Raw genomic sequence first — 18,823 nt, forward strand, 5'->3', positions numbered from 1 at the left:
TGGGCGGCCGCGCCCCTCGGGCCGTAATGGGCCAGGAACGGCGCGGCTTGACGATCTCAGCGGCTAAGCGCTTGGGTTGCACACGGTCCAGTGCTATAGGAGCAGACGACGCAGATCTTGTAAGGCTTGTGACAGGAAGCGGGTGAACCGCGCGGCCTGGGCGCCGTCAATGACCCGGTGATCGTAGGATAGCGACAGCGGCAGCATCAGGCGCGGTACGAACTCCCCAGCCTGCCACAGTGGCTTCATCACGGCGCGGGATACGCCCAATATCGCCACCTCGGGGCCGTTGACGATTGGTGTGAATGCGGTGCCGCCGATGCCTCCGAGGCTGGATATGCTAAAGCAGCCGCCTTGCATATCAGTAGGGGAGAGTTTGCCATCCCGGGCTTTCTGGGATAGGGCTGCGAGCGTTTCGGCAAGCTCGAAGAGTCCCTTTTTATCCGCCTCTTTGATAACCGGGACCATCAGTCCGGCGCGCGTATCTACGGCCACGCCGATGTGGTAGTAGCGCTTGAGCAACAGCGCATCGCCCTCGGTGGTCAAGGAGCTGTTGAACTGTGGATACTCCTTGAGCGCCGCAACGCAGGCCTTGATCAGGAAGGCGAGTAGCGTCAGCCGCACGCCGCGGCTGTCGGCTTCCTTTTTCATGGATTGGCGAAACTCTTCGAGCGCCGTGATATCGGCTTCATCGAACTGCGTGACATGGGGAATGTTTAACCAGCATTTGTGCAGATGCGCCCCGGAGAGTTTTTGAATGCGCGAGAGCTCCCGGTGTTCGACTTCACCGAATTGGCTGAAATCGGGGAGCTCCAGGCGCGGGATACCCAAGGACGGCTGGGCCGAGCCCACAGCCGCGGCGCCGCTACCCAGAGCGCCTTTAACAAAGCTCTGAACATTCTCCCGCGTGATCCGTCCCTTGGGCCCGCTGCCTTTGACCTGGGACAGGTCCACCCCCAGTTCTCGGGCGAAGCGTCGCACCGAGGGGCTCGCATGCGGCAGCGCTCGTTGCTCGGTCTGGATCTGTGGCGCGATCGGCTGATCGTCATGCACCAGCTGGTGCACCGCCGCCGATGGCTGGTGGGGCGGCTCGGGGGGCGGCTCCTCCTCCGGCGGTTCAGTCGCGGCTGGTTCGCTTGCCGAGGTGGGGGGCTCAGCTGTTGCGGTCTCGGCATCTTTTACAGTCTCCAATGTCAGGATTGGGATGCCTTCCGAGACCTTGTCGCCCACGCTGATCAATACATCCTTGACGATGCCGCCTTCGGGACTGGGCACTTCCATGGTCGCTTTGTCGCTCTCGAGGGTGATCAGAGAGTCTTCTGGATTGATCCGGTCACCGGGCTTGGCCAGTATTTCGATGACATCGACGTCGTTGAACTCGCCGATGTTCGGTACCTTGATCTCCTTGACACTTGCCACGGACACTCCTCCACTGGCGCGGTTGGGCACACAATAAATGCGAGACGGGTGATATACCCCGTCCCGCAGCGACCGGAATCAAAGGGTAGCGGGGTTCGCTCGCTCCGGATCGATCCCATAGTGCTCGATGGCTTTGGCCACCTGTTGGGGTGGGATTTGGCCCTCGTCGGCCAACGCCTTCAGCGCGGCCACCACCACGTGATGGTGGTCCACCTCGAAGAATCGGCGTAGGTTCTCGCGGGTATCCGAGCGGCCGAAACCATCAGTGCCCAGCGTTACGTAACGCCGTTTCAGATAGGGTCGGATCTGCTCGGCGAACGCCCGCATATAGTCCGTGGAAGCTACGGCGGGACCTTGCCGGTTTTCCAAACATTGAGCGACGAAGGGCTTGCGGGGTGTGCCTGCCAGTGGATGGAGCCTATTCCAGCGCTCGGCGGCGATGCCGTCGCGGCGCAGCTCGGTGAATGAGGTGCAGCTCCAGAGGTCAGCACTGATGTCCCAGTCCTCTTTGAGCAGGTCGGCCGCGGCGATGACTTCGCGGAATATGGTGCCCGAGCCCATGAGCTGTACTTTAAGTTTGGCCTCGCCGCCATCGCGGAAAAGATACATTCCCCGTCGGATGCCCTCTGCAGCACCCTCCGGCATGGCCGGCTGACGATAGTTCTCGTTCATCATGGTGACGTAGTAGAAGCACTTCTCCTGGTGCTCGTACATTCGCTTGAGACCGTCATGGATGATCACGGCAAGCTCATAGGCGAAAGTCGGATCATAGGCGATGCAGTTCGGCACGGTTGCGGCAGCCAAATGGCTATGGCCGTCTTGATGTTGCAAGCCCTCGCCATTGAGGGTGGTGCGCCCGGCAGTACCCCCCATGAGGAAGCCTTTAACCTGCATATCGCCGGCTGCCCAGAGCAAATCGCCTACTCGCTGGAAGCCGAACATGGAATAAAAGGCGAAGAACGGAATCATCTCGATGCCGTGATTGGCGTACGAGGTGCCCGCCGCCATCCATGACGCGGTCGATCCGGCCTCGGTGATGCCCTCTTGGAGCATCTGGCCTTTGCGATCTTCCCGATAGTACATGAGTTGATCGGCATCCTGCGGCTCGTAGAGCTGGCCTTTCGGGGCGTAGATGCCGATTTGACGGAACAGTCCCTCCATGCCGAAGGTGCGCGCCTCGTCGGGAACGATGGGCACCAGATGGGGAGCCACCTTATTGTCTCGCGCGAGGATAGCCAGGACACGCACGTAGGCCATGGTGGTAGACATCTCACGCTCGCCGCTGTCCTTGAACAGCGCCTCGAAGGCGGCTAGCTCCGGAATCTCCAAGGGCTCGGCGTTGACGTGGCGCGCCGGCAGATAGCCGCCGAGCGCTTGGCGGCGCTCATGTAGGTACTTGGCCTCGGGACTGTCTTCTTCCGGCTTGTAGAAGGGTGCCTCGGCGACTTGCTCGTCCGGGATGGGAATATTGAAGCGGTCCCGAAATTGCCGGAGTGCATCCTCGGCCATCTTCTTTTGCTGATGGGTGATGTTCTGGCCTTCGCCGGCTTCACCCATGCCGTAGCCCTTGATGGTCTTGGCCAAGATGACGGTGGGTTGTCCCTTGTGTTTCACTGCGGCGGCGTAGGCCGCATAGACTTTGTGCGGATCGTGGCCACCGCGGTTGAGGCGGGCGATGTCCTCATCGGTCATGTTGGCGACCATTTCCCGCAGCTCGGCATATTTACCGAAGAAATGCTCGCGTGTGTAAGCCCCGCCTTTGGCCTTGAAGTTTTGGTACTCGCCGTCGACGCATTCCTCCATGCGCTGGCGCAGTAATCCCTTGGTGTCGCGTGCGAGCAGCGGATCCCAGTCGGAGCCCCAGATGAGTTTGATCACATTCCAGCCGGCGCCGCGGAATTCGCCCTCGAGCTCCTGAATGATCTTGCCGTTGCCGCGCACCGGGCCATCCAGGCGCTGCAAGTTGCAGTTGACCACGAACACGAGATTATCCAGCTCTTCCCGCGCGGCCAGGCCAGTGGCGCCGAGGGATTCGGGTTCATCCATCTCCCCGTCGCCACAAAACACCCAGACTTTGCGTTTTTCGGTGTTGGCAATGCCGCGGTTGTGCAGATACTTCATGAAGCGCGCTTGGTAGACGCCCATGATCGGGCCTAAACCCATGGAAACGGTGGGAAACTGCCAAAAATCGGGCATCAACCAGGGGTGAGGGTAGGAGGAGAGGCCGTTGGGATGGCAGTCCGCCCGAAAATTGTGCAATTGCTCCTCGGTGAGACGACCTTCCAGAAACGCCCGTGCGTAGATACCAGGCGCGGAGTGGCCCTGAATAAAAATCAGATCACCGCCATGATCTTTGTTCGGAGCGTGCCAGAAGTGATTGAAACCGACTTCGTAGAGTGTTGCGCTGGAGGCGAAGCTGGCGATATGGCCACCGATGCCTTCGCGTTGGCGGTTTGCCTGCACGACCATGGCCATGGCATTCCAGCGGATCAGTGAGCGGATCCGCCATTCCAGTGCGGCATCGCCGGGTGATCGCTCCTCCATCTGCGGCACGAGCGTGTTCTGATAGGCCGTCGTGGCCTTGAACGGCAATTGGGCGCCCCGTCGGCGCGACTGATCTACCAGCGCTTCCAGCAGGAAGTGGGCGCGCTCGGGCCCCTCATATTCCAGGACGCTTTCGAGCGCCTCGAGCCACTCTTGGGTCTCCTGGGGATCGGCATCACCCCGAATGGGGGTGGGTTTCAGTTTTGCTGCCATCTTTCACCTCGTGGGTTAGCAATTCGCCAGTCCATTCACGCACCGCTCGCTCGCAGGCGGTTGCGGCTCCAGGGCCCTTCCGGGAGAGCTTTGGAGGCGAGTTCGGGTGCGTGCCCATTTTTGGGAGATACGGAGATACAAAGGCGGTTCTAATACCGATGTCCATAAAGTTCGCACATAATTGTTTCACTGCCGTTACTGCAGTGATCCGGCCGTGCTCTCGAGTGCTGAGTATAGTGGCCTCGCTGCAGCATTTTGCCCGCGTCAATCACCCGCGTGTCCTCGCAATTCGATCCGGTTGTTGCGTAAACCTGTGCGGGTTATGCCCATGAGCGGGTCAAGCAGAGCGATACCGGCAGGCCCGATTCATGAAACTTCCGGGCTAAAGAAGTCAGATGAAGCCGGCGCCGCAGCCAGGTGCCTGGCCGCTTACTTATTTTGCTATTATATTTCGTTCGTCGACCCCTCTGGGTAACGTCAAACCGCCGACTTGCGGTGTCTCACAACGCCCAGCAATCCATGAACGTGTCCACCGGCATCGCTTCCAGGCGCGCCTGGCTGCTACAGACTTTTTTGATGCGCTCGGCCTGGCGTGGCGCGAAACGGGTAGCGAGTGCCGCCTCGAATTTGCGGATCAGCGCCGGGATACCCTCGCTGCGGCGGCGCCGATGACCTATAGGGTACTCCACCCGGATCTGCTCGGTCTTGCTGCCGTCGGTGAAGAATACCTGCACGGAATTGGCGATGGATCGCTTCTGTGGATCCAGGTAATCACGACTGAACTGCGCGTTTTCCGAAACCTGCATCTTTGCCCGTAAGGCGTCGATACGTAGATCCGCCGCCACTTCGTCCTCATAATCGGCCGCGCTCAAACGACCAAAGATCAAAGCTATGGCCACCATATATTGAATGCAATGATCTCGGTCGGCGGGATTGTCTAGTGGCCCGGTTTTGTCGATGATGCGCGCGCCGGCCTCTTGCGTCTCGATAACCACCTTGTCGATTGCGCTCAGGCGGTGATGAACCTCTGGATGCAGCACCATGGCGGCTTCGACCGCCGTTTGGCCGTGAAATTCGGCCGGATAGGTGAGCTTGAACAAAATGTTCTCCATCACGTAGCTGCCGTAGCCGCGCGAGAACTTCAGCGGCTTGCCCCCAAACAGCACATCCTGGAAGCCCCAGGTGGGTGCCGACAAGGCTGAAGGATAGCCCATCTCGCCGGTTAGGGTCATCAACGCCAGACGTACCCCACGCGCTGAGGCGTCACCGGCAGCCCAGCTTTTGCGTGAGCCGGTATTCGGCGCATGGCGATAGGTGCGCAGCGCCGCGCCATCGATCCAAGCCTGCGACAAGACGTTGACCACATCTTCGCGGCTGCCGCCCAACAGGGCGGTGACCACCGCGGCCGAGGCGAGCCGAACCAATAGCACATGGTCCAGCCCCTCCCGGTTGAAGCTGTTTTCCAGGGCAATCACGCCTTGGATTTCATGGGCTTTGATCATGGCAGTGAGCACATCGCGCATGCTCATTACCCGCTGCTGCGAGCCTGTTGCGCGGCGGGCGAGGTAATCGGCCGTTGCTAGGATTCCACCGAGATTGTCAGAGGGGTGGCCCCATTCGGCAGCTAGCCACGTATCATTATAATCCAGCCACCGGATCATGGCACCGATATTGAAAGCTGCCTGCACCGGATCCAAGCGGAAGTGGGTACCGGGAATCTTCACGCCATCGGTCATCTCGGCCCCGGCAACGATCGGGCCGAGCAGTTTGGTGCAGGCCGGGTACTGCAACGCGAGCAGAGCGCAGCCCAGCGCGTCCATCAGGCAGTAGCGCGCTGTCTCATAGGCTTCGGCGGAGGTGATCTCGCCATTGATCACGTACTCGGCGGTATCGAGTAGTTCAGCATCCGGCGGTGGTCGCCGCGTGCTTCGGCTAGCTCCTCGGCTCATCGATTTTTGTCCTGCTCAGTGTGTGTCGTATCAAGCGCCTGATAGCCGCCTCAGGGGCGCTCCCCGATTGGAATCCAGGCGCGGGGCCCCGGGCCAGTGTAAGTGGCGCTCGGTCGGATGATGCGGGGGTTCTGACGCTGCTCCATCACATGGGCGCACCAGCCGGTGATGCGCGAGAGGACGAACATTGGCGTGAACAGCTCGGTCGGGATGCTCATGAAGTGGTAGGCGGAGGCGTGATAAAAATCGGCGTTGGCAAACAGGCGCTTCTCCCGCCACATAACCGCCTCGACCCGCTCGGAGATTGGGTACAAGCGGCTATCGCCGACCTCCTCGGCAAGTTTTCGTGACCAGGCCTTGATGATGGCATTACGTGGGTCCTGGCTCCGATAGATGGCATGCCCGAAGCCCATGACCTTCTCCTTACGCTCGAGCATGCCCAGGATCGCCCGCTCGGCCTCATCCGGGTTCGACCATTGCTCGAGCATAGCCATGGCCGCCTCGTTGGCGCCGCCGTGCAGTGGTCCGCGCAGCGAACCGATGGCACCGCTGATACACGAGTGCATATCGGACTGAGTCGAGGCACAGACCCGAGCGGTAAAAGTGGAGGCGTTGAATTCGTGTTCTGCATAGAGGATCAGCGAGGCATGCATGGCCTTCTCGTAGAGCGGGTTGGGTTGCGCTCCGCCGAGCAAATGCAGGAGTTGGCCGCCGATCGAAGCATCTGCGGTTGCTGGGTCGACGCGCACACCGTCGTGACTGTAGCGATACCAATAGGTGAGGATGCCCGGTAAGGCCGCGAGCAGACGATCGGCCACCTCGTGCTGCTGCGCGAAGCTGCGCTCCGTCTCGAGCACCCCGAGCACGGAACAACCGGTGCGCATGACATCCATCGGGTGAGCGGTGCGCGGCAGCCGCTCCAACACCTCCTTGAGTGCCTGTGGCAGCGCCCGCCGACACGCGAGCCGCGCACAGTACTCTTGCAACTGCGTGCGGTTGGGGAGCTCACCGTAGAGCAGTAGGTAGGCGACTTCCTCGAATGTGGCGTGGTTAGCGAGATCACGGATATCGTAGCCCCGGTAGCTCAGCCCGGCGCCCTCCTTGCCCACGGTACATAGCGCGGTCTCGCCGGCCACGACTCCGCGCAGACTCGGTAGCGTTTTCTTCTCTGTCATCGCGCTGCTCCTGTTCAGGGCCTAGTCGTGGCCGAATAGCTCATCGAGCTTGCGCTCGTAATTCAGGTAGCCGAGGACCTCGTAGAGCTCGTCCCGGCTTTGCATCTGCGGGAGCATGGCTTGTTGAGTCCCATCGGCGCGGATCGTCGCATAGACTCGTTCCGCCGCCCGGCTCATGGCACGGAATGCCGAGAGCGGATAGAGTACCATCGCGATCCTCGCCTGCCGCAGCTCATTTACCGAGAACAACGGAGTTCGGCCGAACTCCGTGATGTTGGCCAGCACCGGCGCCTCGACGGCGGCCGTGAAGGCGCGGTATTCCGCCAGCGATTGCAAGGCTTCGGCGAAAATCATATCGGCGCCGGCCGCCACGTAAGCCGAGGATCGTTCGATAGCCGCTTGCAAGCCCTCGCTGGCGTGGGCGTCGGTGCGGGCCATGAGCACGAACTGCTCGTCGTAGCGGGCGTCGACCGCCGCCTTGATGCGATCGACCATTTCCTCTTTCGCCACCAGTGCCTTGCCGGGTCTGTGGCCGCAGCGCTTGGCCTGAACCTGATCCTCGATATGCAGCGCCGCCGCGCCCGCCCGTAGCAGCTCGCGCACACTGCGGGCAATATTGAACGCGCCGCCCCAGCCGGTATCGGCGTCGACCAGCAGGGGCAGATCGCAGGCCCCGGTGATGCGCCGAACCTCTTCGGCCACATCGGCGAGATTCGTGACGCCGAGGTCGGGCATACCCAGCGAGGCATTCGCCACCCCCGCCCCGGACAGATAGAGCGCGCGAAAGCCCGCCCGTTCGGCCAGCAGAGCGCAATAAGCGTTGATGGCGCCGATAATCTGCAACGGGCGCTCTTGGCCGAGGGCGTTGCGGAAGCGCGCGCCTGCGCTTTCCACGATTGCCATTGATGCGCTCCTCCTGTGTCAGCTCGTCGAGGTGGTTCTAGCGACGAGCACCAAGCCTTATGGCGCCATAGCCGCGGCGGCGCCTATCGCCAGTATGAAATTTTCTAGCCTTGTGTCGAGTGTGATTCCGCGTCACTGAAGGCGGTTCCTAGTGGTGGGCAACCTGCGACGGCGTGTAGCGAGCGCAGATCCTACGACGCGCGTCCCTAGAGTACGCTCAGACCCGCAGACGGAACTCAGTAATGCGGCAATCAATCCGGAGATCAGCATGATTCACCGTCGGCGCAACTGCCCGGGCCGCACATCTGCGCCCCCATCAGAGAACTGCCATGTGATTCAATCAACGGTTCGGCCCTCTTGACGGCGAGAGTTGTATCAGCATCGCAGGTTCGCTGCACCGCAGAGTTAGGTTACACCTCTCAGGAACGCCTCGGTGGGCATGCCTTGATGAAAGAGCATTTGCCTACCCAGGTCGGTACTGCCACGCGATGAACGATGGGTGTGGCGCTCAAGCTCTCCCGGAGCGTTGATATGGGCCGACTTGTATGTGAGCAGCGCCAAGTTCTCAGGCAGCCGGTCCACCTGGAATTCTTGTGACTATACCTCCTGCGTTTGCCGCCGCTCGGAGATCTCGCTGACAAGGTGTCGGTGGCGCGGGGTGAGCGCAGCGCGCCGTTCGGTCAGCCGAGCGAGACGGGCACCAGCGTCATGGTGTCGTTGCCGAAGATATCCACCACCTTCACCGCCACGGTGTAGCGGCCGGGGTGGTCGTAAGTGTGCTCGGCGGTGATGAGCTCGAGCTCGCGGTTCCGGCGGGTGCGGAAGCTCTGCCATTCATTCTCGAATATGTAGCCGCCGGTCCAGCGCCGCTCGAACTCCAGCGGCATCTCGCCCTGCGGCGCCTCGAAGCCCGGCAGCACACCGTCGACTCCCGCGCCCGCCGGCACCGTGATGATTTCCTTGCGGGATTGGTAGTTGAAATCCACCGCCCAATAGTCCACCCAGTCGGTCCAGTGGCGGGTCAGCACCGCGCGTTTGACCGCGCCGTCCTTGCTCTTGCTGATCTTGACCAGTTGCCCCTGATCGCAGATCACGCCGTTCTTGCCGTCCTTGAGTGCTTTGATCGCGGCCTCGGCCGCGCCCTGGGTGTAGTAGACGGAAAAATCGGTCAGCTTGATCCGCAGGGTCAGCCGGTCGCGGGTGCTCCGGTCCTTGGCGTAGCGCGGGGTGGCCTCGACGAAGCTGATGTCGTGGAACACCACTTGTCCCCGGTCTACCGCGCGCTTGTCGAACACCTCGGCCGGAATGTATTTCGGCGTGAGGTCGATGCCTTTCTGTTTGGCTTCTTCCAGCACCGCCGGGAACAGGCCCATTTCGAACTCGAAGGCGAGCAGGTCCACGCGGGTCGCGCCGCGCTTGCGGCACTCGGTGATGACCTCCTCGACGAACAGCCGGCCCACCGGCAGATTGATCGGGCCGATCACCACCAACCGCCCAGCCTGCTTGCCGTGGAAGAAGCTGTCGTTGTCGAGCGGCTCGGTCTTGTAGGCGCGCAGGACCAGCTCGCGGAATTCGCGCTCTTTCTGCACCAGCGCCTGTTCGCGCTGCTCGGCGGAGAGCCGCCCGCCGACATTGAGGTAGGCCCGGCGTTCGTAGCGGCCCAGGTTCAGCACTTCGAAGGCGCGGAAGGGCCGGTCGGCGGCCTTGAGTTCGCGCTGCACGCCGATCAGGCGCTTGCGCGTGGTGTGGATGGCGAACTTGCCGAGATCGGTGGCGATCCACTTGCGGCCGAGTTTTTCCGCGACCGCCGCCGTGGTGCCGGAGCCGGCGAAGAAATCCGCGACGAGGTCGCCTCCATTGGTGCCGAGCTTGATGATGCGCTCAAGCATTTCTTCGGGCTTTTGGGTCGCGTAACCCGTGCGTTCGGACGCTTGAGGCTGGACCATGTTGATGTCTAGCCACAAGTCTTGCAACGGGACTCCGGGCATCTCGTCAAGGTAGCGTTTCTGCTGCGGCACGGTACCGGGTTTCGTTTGCACTATGCGATCTTGCTGGTATAGCATGTTCCATGCGCTCCTTCTTGAAGCGCCAAAAACGTGTAACTCCAAGAAATTCGTAGCGCGGGTTCCCCTTGCTTGCTCCTCCTGGCGCCGTTGCATCACTCAAGCGATAGCGGCGGCCTGATTCAGGCTCTACGTACTTGTAGAACGCATCTGTGTACTCTTGCGAGTAAGGTTGGTATTGCATGTTCCAAGTGAACCGCTCGCCCTTTGAATAGAGCAGAATTACGTCGTGAATGCGGCCCAAATGCGCTGATCCTTGGCCGATGTCACTGTGAGCCGTTTGACGCCGCCAAATGATCTGATTTATGAAGCTCTGCCGCCCGAACACTTCGTCCATCGCAAGCCGCACGTGTTGGCTATCCAACCCATGTGCAGCAGCATCACCCCATCCTCCGCCAGCAAATCCCGCATCAAAATCAGTCGCTCGTAGATCATGCTGATGAAGCTGTCCGCCCCGCGCCCCCAGGTATCGCGGTAAGCGATCTGCTCCAGCAGGTTCGGCTCCTTGTGGAAGGTCTCGCCGCCGATCTCGATGTCCATGGAGAAATCGGCGCCGACGTCGAACGGCGGGTCGATGTAGATCAGCTTCAGGCCGCCGGCCTCCTCGATCTGGCGGCGCAGGGCGCCGGCCTTCAGTGAGGACAGGATCAGCTTGTTGTCGCCCCAGATCAGCTTGTTGGTCCAGCCGCCGGTCTGCCGGCCGCGGGCGTCGAACAGGTCGCCCTGCAGCTTCGTCTCCGCGCGCGGCTCGTCTACGTGCTCCAGGGTCTGGAACGGCAGCTCCGCGGTGCACACGTCGGCGGTCTTGCCGTTCCACACCAGCTCCACCTCGCGCTTGTCCTCGAACAGCAGGAAGCGGTAGCGCTCCGGCAGCGGCTTGCCGGCCTGGATGAGCTGGATCAAGTCGCGCTTTTCGGCGTCGGACAGCTCATAGGCATCTTTGTTAGCTCGGCTCATCTTTAGATTCCGGTCAGGTCATAGCAACGCTTCTATCAAAGAAAAATATATTTATTATCAGAATATTACCCAAGTTATTGGTTAGCTTTCTTTGTTAGTCTCAACGGCCGAACCAGATTTAACCAAGCGCCAGCGAGCGTGGGCTCTCGGGCCGAAACGATCGATCAATCCCTCACGCCGCATGGACGACAACAGGTTGTGAATCTTGTTCTCCTTCTGGGCGTCATCCAGCACCTCTGGCAGCTTGCCCAGCAGCAGCTCCCGGAGGTCCACGCGCCGGGCTTCGCCGAACTGCCGCAGGTAGTCCAGTATTAGCTGCCGGTAGTGGGCATCGTCCTAGCGCCGGGTGAGAATGTAGCGGGCCTTGTCACCCGTAGCGGCCGCTACCCGTGCGCTGATGTGCAGTGCGGGTTTACGGCCCTCGACCAATCCGCGCTTACGCAGGCTACGCAGGACGCTGTCCTCCGGCACCTGGCCTTTCTGCACATGGTCCAGTGCCAGCGCCTCGGCTAGGGTTACGTCTCCAACGGTCAACAGTGCGCGGCTGTAGTTCTCATCGATAAACCGGCCGGGCAGGTGTAGCACCACGTGCGCCGTGTCGGTCAAATCGTAATCCGGTAGCGGCAGGTAGCGCTTCATCTGGCCGCGGAACATCACCTCACGGATGCCGAAGCCCATGGTGTCGATCATCCGCAGATTGACCATGGCCTGGGCGAGGAAGCTGTTGCGATAGCGGGTGGGTGTTTTGTTGCCGAGCACATAGTCCTCCGGCACGCCGTCGAAGAAGTCCCCGGCGTTCTGGAACACCAACTCACCCAGACGCTCGATCACCAGCACCCGTTCGCAACGGGTGTAATCCTGGTGGGCAACGCAGTTATGCAGGGCTTCCAGCACGATGCGCTGGTCGTACTTGGGAAACTCGACCGGGATCAGCTCGCCGGGCCGTTGTAGGCGCAGCCGGACGTTACGGATGCGCTGGTACAGCCGGGAAGTCTCCAGCAGGAACGGCGGGGAGAAGTGTTCGTAGTCCTGCTCCTCACCTTCCAGTTTCCAGCTCAGCTCGGCGACGAACGGGCTGAGCAGATGCGTGGCCTCCCGCCTGCCGACCAGAAGCACGGCGGTGCGGGTAGTCTGGCCGTGGATAGCAAGCTTGGCCTGATTGAGGAACGTCGTGTCATCCCAGTCGCGAATGGTGCTCTCGGGGATGCGTCCGGCAAACCGGGCGGCAAAGATGTCGCGTGCCTTGGCCAGAGCATCCGGATCCAAGTCACTCAGGCTCGCATTCGGGCAAATGGCGGCCGACCAGTCGTCCGCTGCACTCTGACGACGGATCTCGTCCTGTTTGTCCAGCGCCAGGGCTACGAGGCTTTCGCCGTTGCGGGCGTAGTAGTGACCGTTCCAGGCAATCGGGATGCCGCGCGGTGCGGGCGGGATTTCCAGCAACAGGATACGCCCCCGTTTCGTGTGCAACTCGTGGATCTCGCGCAAGCTGGACGACGGGTCCGTGCCCTGGGCAAGCTGCTGCTTGAGGCTATGCAGCCGTTCGTGGTCTTCGCGGAACGATGTGCCGACGATGCTCCGATGCCGGTTGCGGACACCGAACACCAGCTAACCGACCTTGCAACCGCGGAGGTTGGCTTCATTGCTGAGCGCGGAGAAGTATTTGCGGATGTCCGAGGTCGAGAAGTTATCGTTGGCTTCCTTGAATTCGACGCACTCACCCTCTCAACCGGAGATCAGTGCTTACAGCTGCCCTTGCAGCTCGTCCGGGGTCATTGCATATCCTGATATTCCGTGAAGCCTGCCACCAGGGCGGCAAACGACGTCGGCGGATGGCGCTCGAATCCACTCTGGTCCACATACACGAAGCGGTAGGCCGGGGCGCCTTCGGCCTGGCTTGCTTCGGTAGCATCCGTGCACCACTGGCGCAGGCGGGTCATCTTCTGCGGCAGGTCGATCTCGGCACGGCCCTTGGTCTCCACGATCCAAACGGTGCCGTCCGGCGTCTTCACGAGGAAGTCGGGCACGTAGTTGGACAGATCACCGTCGGCCTTCACGTAGTCGATTTTGAAGCCGACTGCGAGGTAGTTCTTGGCGAAGCTCGTGATGTCGGGGCGTCGTCCAGGAAACGGGCGAACTTCAGCTCGAAGCCGCCGCCGGTTGGCTCGGGCACCATTATGTTGAAGACGGATCGCTTCGCGGGCAGGTATTCGCGGTTATCGGTGCGGAACGGCCGGGTATGGCGCAGGCGGATGTGGTCTTCAATTCGCGAGCTGCCGCTGTCCCGGACGGTGAGCGCGTTGATGGCGGTCTTGAAGCGGTCGAAGATGATCTTGCCGGCCTCCGGCTCGGCGAGGTTGCGCAGCACCGTTGGGTCGTCGAGGTGGGTGGGCGCATTCTCGAAGAGACGGTCGCGCAGAAATGCGCGCACCTGGGGTACAGCAGGTCGTAGCCGCCGACCAGGCGCAGCTCCTTGAGGATTTGACGGGCAAAGAACCCGACCACCGGGCGATGGTCCACCGGGGCGAGGTCGTCCAGCTTCACCGTGTGGTGCACCTCGCCATTGAGCATGGTCTTGAAGACGATTTCGCGGGTTTCCTCGGGCGTGAACGGCTTGAACGGGATCGGCGTGTGGGTGAAGGCCGCCGGATCCAGCGCGGCCAGATCTTTGTATTTCCGGTTGAAGCGGCGCGACAGCCTGGGAATGGCGATGTCCAATGCGTCCAGATCCTTGTCCGGGTTCCCTTCGTCCACTTCTACCACCAGCGACTGCTGGCGGGTGGCGCCTTGGCCCATGGGTTTGCGCTCGAACTCGACGCCCTCGGTCTTGATCGACTCCACGAACTCCATGAAGGCGCGGGTACCCATGATCGAGACGTGCTCGGCCGTGTCGCTGCCGAAGTACATACGGCGCAGGCCGCGGCCAAGCGTCTGCTCGGGCAGGATGTTGCTCTTGGCGCTGTAGGCGCGCAGGCCCACGATAGTGGTGACATTGCGCACGTCCCAGCCCTCCTTGAGCATCAGCACGGAGACGATGGCTTTGTAGGGACTTTCCCAGCCATCGATCTCGTTGGATGCCCGGCGCAGCTTCTCCAGCTCGTCCCTGGTCTTCTTGCCGGCCGCCTCGGAGACCTCGCCATTCTTCTTGGTGTGAATCACTAGCACCTTGCCTGCCAGCTCCGGCGCGGTCCGTTCCAGATAGGCGCCCACCTGGTCACAGTTCCGGGTGTCGTCTACCATCACAAACAACACGGCCTTCCTGCCCAGCGCCTTGTGCTCCTCGGCGCTCTTGCGCCATTCCTCCACGCCCAACCGCAGGTAGTCGGCGTAGCGCTCCTCGAAGATGGCGCTGGGCTGCTCATTGAGGCGGGCGATGCTGGCCGCATCCGGCAGCGTCGGGTGCTTGACCACGTTCTGGTGGATGGCCTCGACCAAGGGATAGTCGGAGACCGTCTGGACGAAAATGGCGCCGTTGTTGTGCTTGGGTGTGGCGGTGACGTCGGTCTGCAGCGCGAGGCGAGTGTCCTTCTGCAGCATCCGGTGGTGAATGTCCTGGATCGACTTGAACCACGCCATGCGCTCGTCGTGTACATGATGGGCCTCGTCGTTGAACACGGCCAGTTCGTCGATCTCGCGCACGATTTCCCCCAGATCGGTCTGGCTGTCGGTGGTCTTGCCAGCCGGTTTGGGGCCGAAGGGCGCGAGGAAATAGTCGGTCAGATCGTCGTCGTCCAGCGAGGGCTCCCTGAGGTCGCCGAGGTAGACGCGGTGGATGTTGGTCAGGAACAAGTTGCCGGTCGGCCGGACGATGCGGACGTCGTCCTAGATGGGCAGTGTGATCTGGAAGTCATCACGCCAGTTGCGCCCGGCGAAGCCGTTGTCGGGCAGCACCGGGTCGTTGAAGAAGATCTTTAGGCCGTCGAAGTCGCTGCGCAGGCGATCGAGCACGATGATGTTCGGCGCGATCACGAGCATGTTGCGGGCCAGCGCCGAATCCGCTTCGTAGAGCCTGTGGAAGTAGCTCCAGGCGATCAGCAGGGACAGCACCTTGGTCTTGCCGGAGCCGGTGGCCATCTTGCCGACGTAGCGCGGCCAATCCTCCGGGAACAGGCCGGCGGAGACGGCACCGGAGGCATCGAAGCGCATCAGATCGAATTTGTCGCGGGCCTTGCGGACGTCGTAGAGCCAGATGACGGTTTCCACCGTCTCGCGCTGCGCGAAGTAGTACTGGAAGCGGCTCAGGCGGCCGTCGGCCTGCTCGATCATGTGATCGGTGCGGAACCACCATTGCAACAGCGCCCTCGATGTGGCTGTGGCGGCCGGATAGCCGCGCTGGCGCCAGTCGCCGACCTCCCGGCGGATGTTGGCGACGAGCGGGGGCAGCAGCTTCTCGTAGGCGGTGGTGTGCAGGTCTTCCGCGGCCGGGAACCAGCGCTGGTCCGGATGCGGTATTGCGTAAGGTGATTTCGGGAAATCGGGATGAAGCGCCATACCCCCTCGCACCGAAGCAGCTTCGTGCAGGCGACGTCACGGTTTGTCCGGCTGAGCGGGAAACGTGAGTGCCCATTTGTATTGTTCGTGATTGGTAAGCCGAATACGGCCCGCCCGAGCGAAACAGTAATGCGGCAACCCTCCGCGGAGATCAGCATGATCCACGGTCGAAGCAAACGCCCGGGGTCCGCACATCTCCGAACTCTCAGCGGAGAACTGTTATGTGGTTTAAGCAATGGTTCTGCCCGCTTAACGGCGAAAGTCAAAACGTCTCAGTTCACCTTATGGAGGGCGCGCTTGTGCACGCTGAGGGCCGCTTCATGCATGGCCTCGGAGAGTGTCGGGTGCGCGTGTACGGTGCGCGCCAGATCCTCGGCGCTGGCGGCATATTCCATGGCAAGGACCGCCTCGGCGATGAGCTCCGAAGCCTGGGGCCCGAGGATGTGTACGCCGAGAATTCGATCGGTTTCATCGTGAGCGATGACCTTGACCAGGCCAACCGGCTCGTCCATGGCGCGGGCACGACCGTTGGCGCCAAAGTTGAAGCTGCCGACCCGGTAGGGTTCTCCCGTAGACTTCAGCGCCTGCTCCGTGTGTCCAACCCAAGCAATTTCAGGGTGAGTATAGATCACCCAGGGGATGACATCGTAGTTGACCTCCCCGGCCCGGTTGGCCAGGCGCTCGGCCACCATGACTCCTTCCTCGGAGCCCTTGTGGGCGAGCATCGGTCCCCGAACCGCATCACCCACGGCGTAGACGCCGGGCAGATTGGTCTCGCAATGCTCGTTGACGTGGATGAAGCCCTGCTCATCGATCAGCAGACCCGCATCCTCGACGGCCAAATTTTCGGTACGTGGCCGGCGGCCTACCGCTACGATGAGCCGATCGACCTGGATGTTGTGCTCGCCTTCTCGATCTTCGTAGTGAACACTGAGTGTCTTGCCTTGCCGCACTTCGGTGACGCGGCTGCCCAGGCGGATGTCCAAGCCTTGCTTGGTGAGTTGGCGCTGGGCTTCGCGAGCCAGCTGCTGATCGACGGTGGCCAGGAAGCTTTCCATGGCCTCCAGCAGAACCACTTTCGAGCCCAGGCGGTTCCAGACGCTGCCCATCTCCAAACCGATGACCCCGGCGCCGATGATGCCCAGACGCTTGGGTACCTCGGTGAATTCCATAGCACCGGCGGAGTCGACGACGCGCTCGCCATCGAGCGGTGCGGCATCGAGTGTCATGGGCTGCGAGCCGGCTGCCAGGATTACGCTTTCGGCCTGTAGCAGCTCGGAGTCGCCCTCGTGCGGGCTGAATTCCACCCGGCGATCTTCGTGTAGCGTGCCGTGCCCAGGTAGCCATTGAATTTTGTTCGCTTTGAAAAGCTGTCTTATGCCCCCCGTGAGATCAGCGACAATCTGATCCTTGCGCTCGAGCATTGCTCCGAGATCCAGCTCGACATCGCGGACTTGGACCCCGTGGCGAGCGAGCCCCGTGCTTGCATAGTGGTACTGTTGTGAAGAGTCCAGCAATGCCTTGGAGGGGATGCAGCCGATGTTCAGGCAGGTTCCGCCCAATGCGGGTTGGGCTTTTTTATCAAGGAACTCATCGATCACTGCGGTATTCAATCCCAGCTGCGCGCAGCGCAACGCCGCTACGTATCCAGCCGGTCCCGCGCCAATGACAATGACATCGAACGATCTCGCCATGATCTCTCCTGTTGAGTACTTAGACTGGCCTTGAGCGAGGCGCCGAATCGAGTTCAGACCTCGAGCAGCAGGCGGGAAGGATCCTCGAGCAGTTCCTTGATGGTAACCAGAAATTGTACGGCCTCGCGGCCGTCTATGATGCGGTGATCATAGGAGAGCGCCAGATACATCATGGGGCGCACGGTCACTGCAGCGTTTTCCACCACCGGCCGGTCCTGGATTCTATGCATTCCTAAAATCCCGCTCTGGGGTGGGTTCAGGATAGGGGTGGACATCAATGAGCCGAAGATTCCCCCGTTGGTGATGGTAAAGGTCCCACCGGTGAGTTCGTCGATGTGGATCTTGCTTTCCCGTGCCCGCCGGCCGAAATCGGCGATCGCCTGTTCGATTTCAGCAAAGCCGAGCTGATCGGCATCGCGCAGCACCGGCACCAGCAAACCCCGCTCGGTCGATACGGCGATGCCGATGTCGTAATAGCCGTGGTAGATGATGTCCTTGCCATCGATCGAGGCGTTGACTGCAGGGAAGCGTTTGAGCGCTTCGATCACGGTTTTCACGAAGAACGACATGATGCCGAGCTTGATGCCGTGATAGCGCTCGAAACGCTCCTTGTAGCGGTTCCGCAACGACATGATCGGCTGCATATTGCATTCGTTGAAGGTGGTGAGCATCGCCGTGTTCTGTTGAGCTTCCACGAGCCGTTCGGCGATGCGCTGGCGCAGCCGGGTCATGGGTGCACGGCGCTCGGGTCGTTCACTGGTCGAGGGCGTCCAACGCGCTTCACTTGTTTCACTCGTCGGTGGCCGTGCGCTTTGCCGGGGCGCCTGCTCGGTTCCGGCGGTCCCGTCGGGTGACTCGTCTTGCTCCGGAGCCGGCTGCTCGTGTGACGCCAGGTGGCGGATGACGTCCTCTTTGATGATTCGCCCGTCTCGGCCGGTACCTTCGATTCGTGCGGGGTCCAACTCATGTTCGGCCACCATGCGGCGCACGGCGGGGCTCAAGTTGTCGTTACGGTGCGGTGTGGCATCGGGCTCGGCGGTCCGGTCCCGGGCCGCATCATCCGAGCCTTGCCTCGAAGTGGGACCCGGTGCCCGGTTATCGTCCTCGCCCTTGGCCGAAGCCGGCCGTTCGGCCTGGCTGTTGGTCTCTCCCTGCTCCAGGCAGGCGAGAACCTCGTCTGCCACTACCGTGGCTCCCTCATCTTTAAGAATCTTGCCGAGCACCCCATCTTCCGGCGCCGGTACTTCAAGGACGACCTTGTCGGTCTCGAGGTCTACCAGATTTTCATCGCGCGCCACCCGATCGCCCGGTTTTTTGTGCCAGCCTACGACAGTTGCCTCGGTAACGGATTCTGGTAGCGCCGGTACTTTGACTTCGATGCTCATCGGCTCCTCGTTTCCTTTTCGTTCAACCTG

The 18,823-nt window shown here is 61.5% G+C and carries 14 protein-coding genes; all 14 read right to left on the reverse strand.

The features are described from left to right. Positions 1-93: 93 nt before the first annotated feature. A complete protein-coding gene (gene aceF / locus NB231_RS10755) occupies positions 94-1,419 on the reverse strand; it encodes a dihydrolipoyllysine-residue acetyltransferase (RefSeq protein ID WP_005002648.1) in 1,326 nt (441 codons plus the stop codon). Positions 1,420-1,497: 78 nt separating this feature from the next. Beyond that, complete coding sequence (gene aceE, locus NB231_RS10760; protein WP_005002649.1) at positions 1,498-4,176, reverse strand: pyruvate dehydrogenase (acetyl-transferring), homodimeric type; 2,679 nt, start codon at positions 4,174-4,176, stop codon at positions 1,498-1,500. A 500-nt stretch (positions 4,177-4,676) separates the two neighbouring features. Beyond that, on the reverse strand, positions 4,677-6,125 hold the full coding sequence (locus tag NB231_RS10765; protein ID WP_005002650.1) for a bifunctional 2-methylcitrate dehydratase/aconitate hydratase: 1,449 nt from the start codon (positions 6,123-6,125) through the stop codon (positions 4,677-4,679). A 50-nt stretch (positions 6,126-6,175) separates the two neighbouring features. Continuing rightward, a complete protein-coding gene (gene prpC, locus NB231_RS10770) occupies positions 6,176-7,300 on the reverse strand; it encodes a bifunctional 2-methylcitrate synthase/citrate synthase (RefSeq protein ID WP_005002651.1) in 1,125 nt (374 codons plus the stop codon). Positions 7,301-7,321: 21 nt separating this feature from the next. Next, positions 7,322-8,203 carry a methylisocitrate lyase gene (prpB, locus tag NB231_RS10775; RefSeq protein WP_005002653.1) on the reverse strand — a complete coding sequence of 294 codons (882 nt, stop codon included), beginning with the start codon at positions 8,201-8,203 and terminating at the stop codon, positions 7,322-7,324. 680 nt (positions 8,204-8,883) lie between these two features. Then, on the reverse strand, positions 8,884-10,266 hold the full coding sequence (locus NB231_RS19140) for a DNA methyltransferase (RefSeq protein WP_005002655.1): 1,383 nt from the start codon (positions 10,264-10,266) through the stop codon (positions 8,884-8,886). Beyond that, entirely contained in the window at positions 10,196-10,603 is a 408-nt protein-coding gene (locus NB231_RS19685; protein ID WP_232210546.1) for a site-specific DNA-methyltransferase, read from the reverse strand. The genes NB231_RS19140 and NB231_RS19685 overlap by 71 nt, the downstream gene beginning before the upstream one ends. Further along, positions 10,570-11,223, reverse strand: coding sequence for a site-specific DNA-methyltransferase (locus NB231_RS19145; protein ID WP_005002658.1), 654 nt, complete (start codon positions 11,221-11,223; stop codon positions 10,570-10,572). Before NB231_RS19145 ends, NB231_RS19685 begins: the two co-directional genes overlap by 34 nt. Before the next feature lie 336 nt (positions 11,224-11,559). Further along, positions 11,560-12,828: an ATP-binding protein gene (locus NB231_RS10785; protein ID WP_005002660.1), complete on the reverse strand. Its 1,269-nt coding sequence runs from the start codon at positions 12,826-12,828 to the stop codon at positions 11,560-11,562. Between the two features lie 167 nt (positions 12,829-12,995). Beyond that, the gene (locus NB231_RS19155; RefSeq protein WP_005002662.1) at positions 12,996-13,280 is read right to left on the reverse strand and encodes a hypothetical protein; all 285 of its coding nucleotides are present in this window, start codon (positions 13,278-13,280) and stop codon (positions 12,996-12,998) included. Between the two features lie 118 nt (positions 13,281-13,398). Then, positions 13,399-15,012, reverse strand: a complete 1,614-nt coding sequence (locus NB231_RS19160; protein ID WP_005002665.1) for a DEAD/DEAH box helicase — start codon at positions 15,010-15,012, stop codon at positions 13,399-13,401. Positions 15,013-15,045: 33 nt separating this feature from the next. Beyond that, entirely contained in the window at positions 15,046-15,714 is a 669-nt protein-coding gene (locus NB231_RS19165; RefSeq protein WP_005002666.1) for a DEAD/DEAH box helicase family protein, read from the reverse strand. Positions 15,715-15,986: 272 nt separating this feature from the next. Then, a complete protein-coding gene (lpdA, locus tag NB231_RS10795) occupies positions 15,987-17,408 on the reverse strand; it encodes a dihydrolipoyl dehydrogenase (RefSeq protein ID WP_005002668.1) in 1,422 nt (473 codons plus the stop codon). A gap of 53 nt (positions 17,409-17,461) precedes the next feature. Beyond that, positions 17,462-18,793, reverse strand: coding sequence for a 2-oxoglutarate dehydrogenase complex dihydrolipoyllysine-residue succinyltransferase (odhB, locus tag NB231_RS10800; protein ID WP_005002670.1), 1,332 nt, complete (start codon positions 18,791-18,793; stop codon positions 17,462-17,464). Between the last annotated feature and the right edge of the window lie 30 nt (positions 18,794-18,823).

The sequence above is a fragment of the Nitrococcus mobilis Nb-231 genome (assembly GCF_000153205.1).
Lineage (GTDB): Bacteria > Pseudomonadota > Gammaproteobacteria > Nitrococcales > Nitrococcaceae > Nitrococcus > Nitrococcus mobilis.

Coding starts and splice junctions, on each gene's coding strand:
- NB231_RS19145 (WP_005002658.1), bottom strand. CDS start 11,223: ATGAGCCGAGCTAACAAAGATGCCTATGAGCTGTCCGACGCCGAAAAG.
- NB231_RS19685 (WP_232210546.1), bottom strand. CDS start 10,603: ATGGACGAAGTGTTCGGGCGGCAGAGCTTCATAAATCAGATCATTTGG.
- NB231_RS10765 (WP_005002650.1), bottom strand. CDS start 6,125: ATGAGCCGAGGAGCTAGCCGAAGCACGCGGCGACCACCGCCGGATGCT.
- aceE (WP_005002649.1), bottom strand. CDS start 4,176: ATGGCAGCAAAACTGAAACCCACCCCCATTCGGGGTGATGCCGATCCC.
- NB231_RS19140 (WP_005002655.1), bottom strand. CDS start 10,266: ATGCTATACCAGCAAGATCGCATAGTGCAAACGAAACCCGGTACCGTG.
- prpC (WP_005002651.1), bottom strand. CDS start 7,300: ATGACAGAGAAGAAAACGCTACCGAGTCTGCGCGGAGTCGTGGCCGGC.
- NB231_RS19165 (WP_005002666.1), bottom strand. CDS start 15,714: ATGGCGCTTCATCCCGATTTCCCGAAATCACCTTACGCAATACCGCAT.
- prpB (WP_005002653.1), bottom strand. CDS start 8,203: ATGGCAATCGTGGAAAGCGCAGGCGCGCGCTTCCGCAACGCCCTCGGC.
- lpdA (WP_005002668.1), bottom strand. CDS start 17,408: ATGGCGAGATCGTTCGATGTCATTGTCATTGGCGCGGGACCGGCTGGA.
- odhB (WP_005002670.1), bottom strand. CDS start 18,793: ATGAGCATCGAAGTCAAAGTACCGGCGCTACCAGAATCCGTTACCGAG.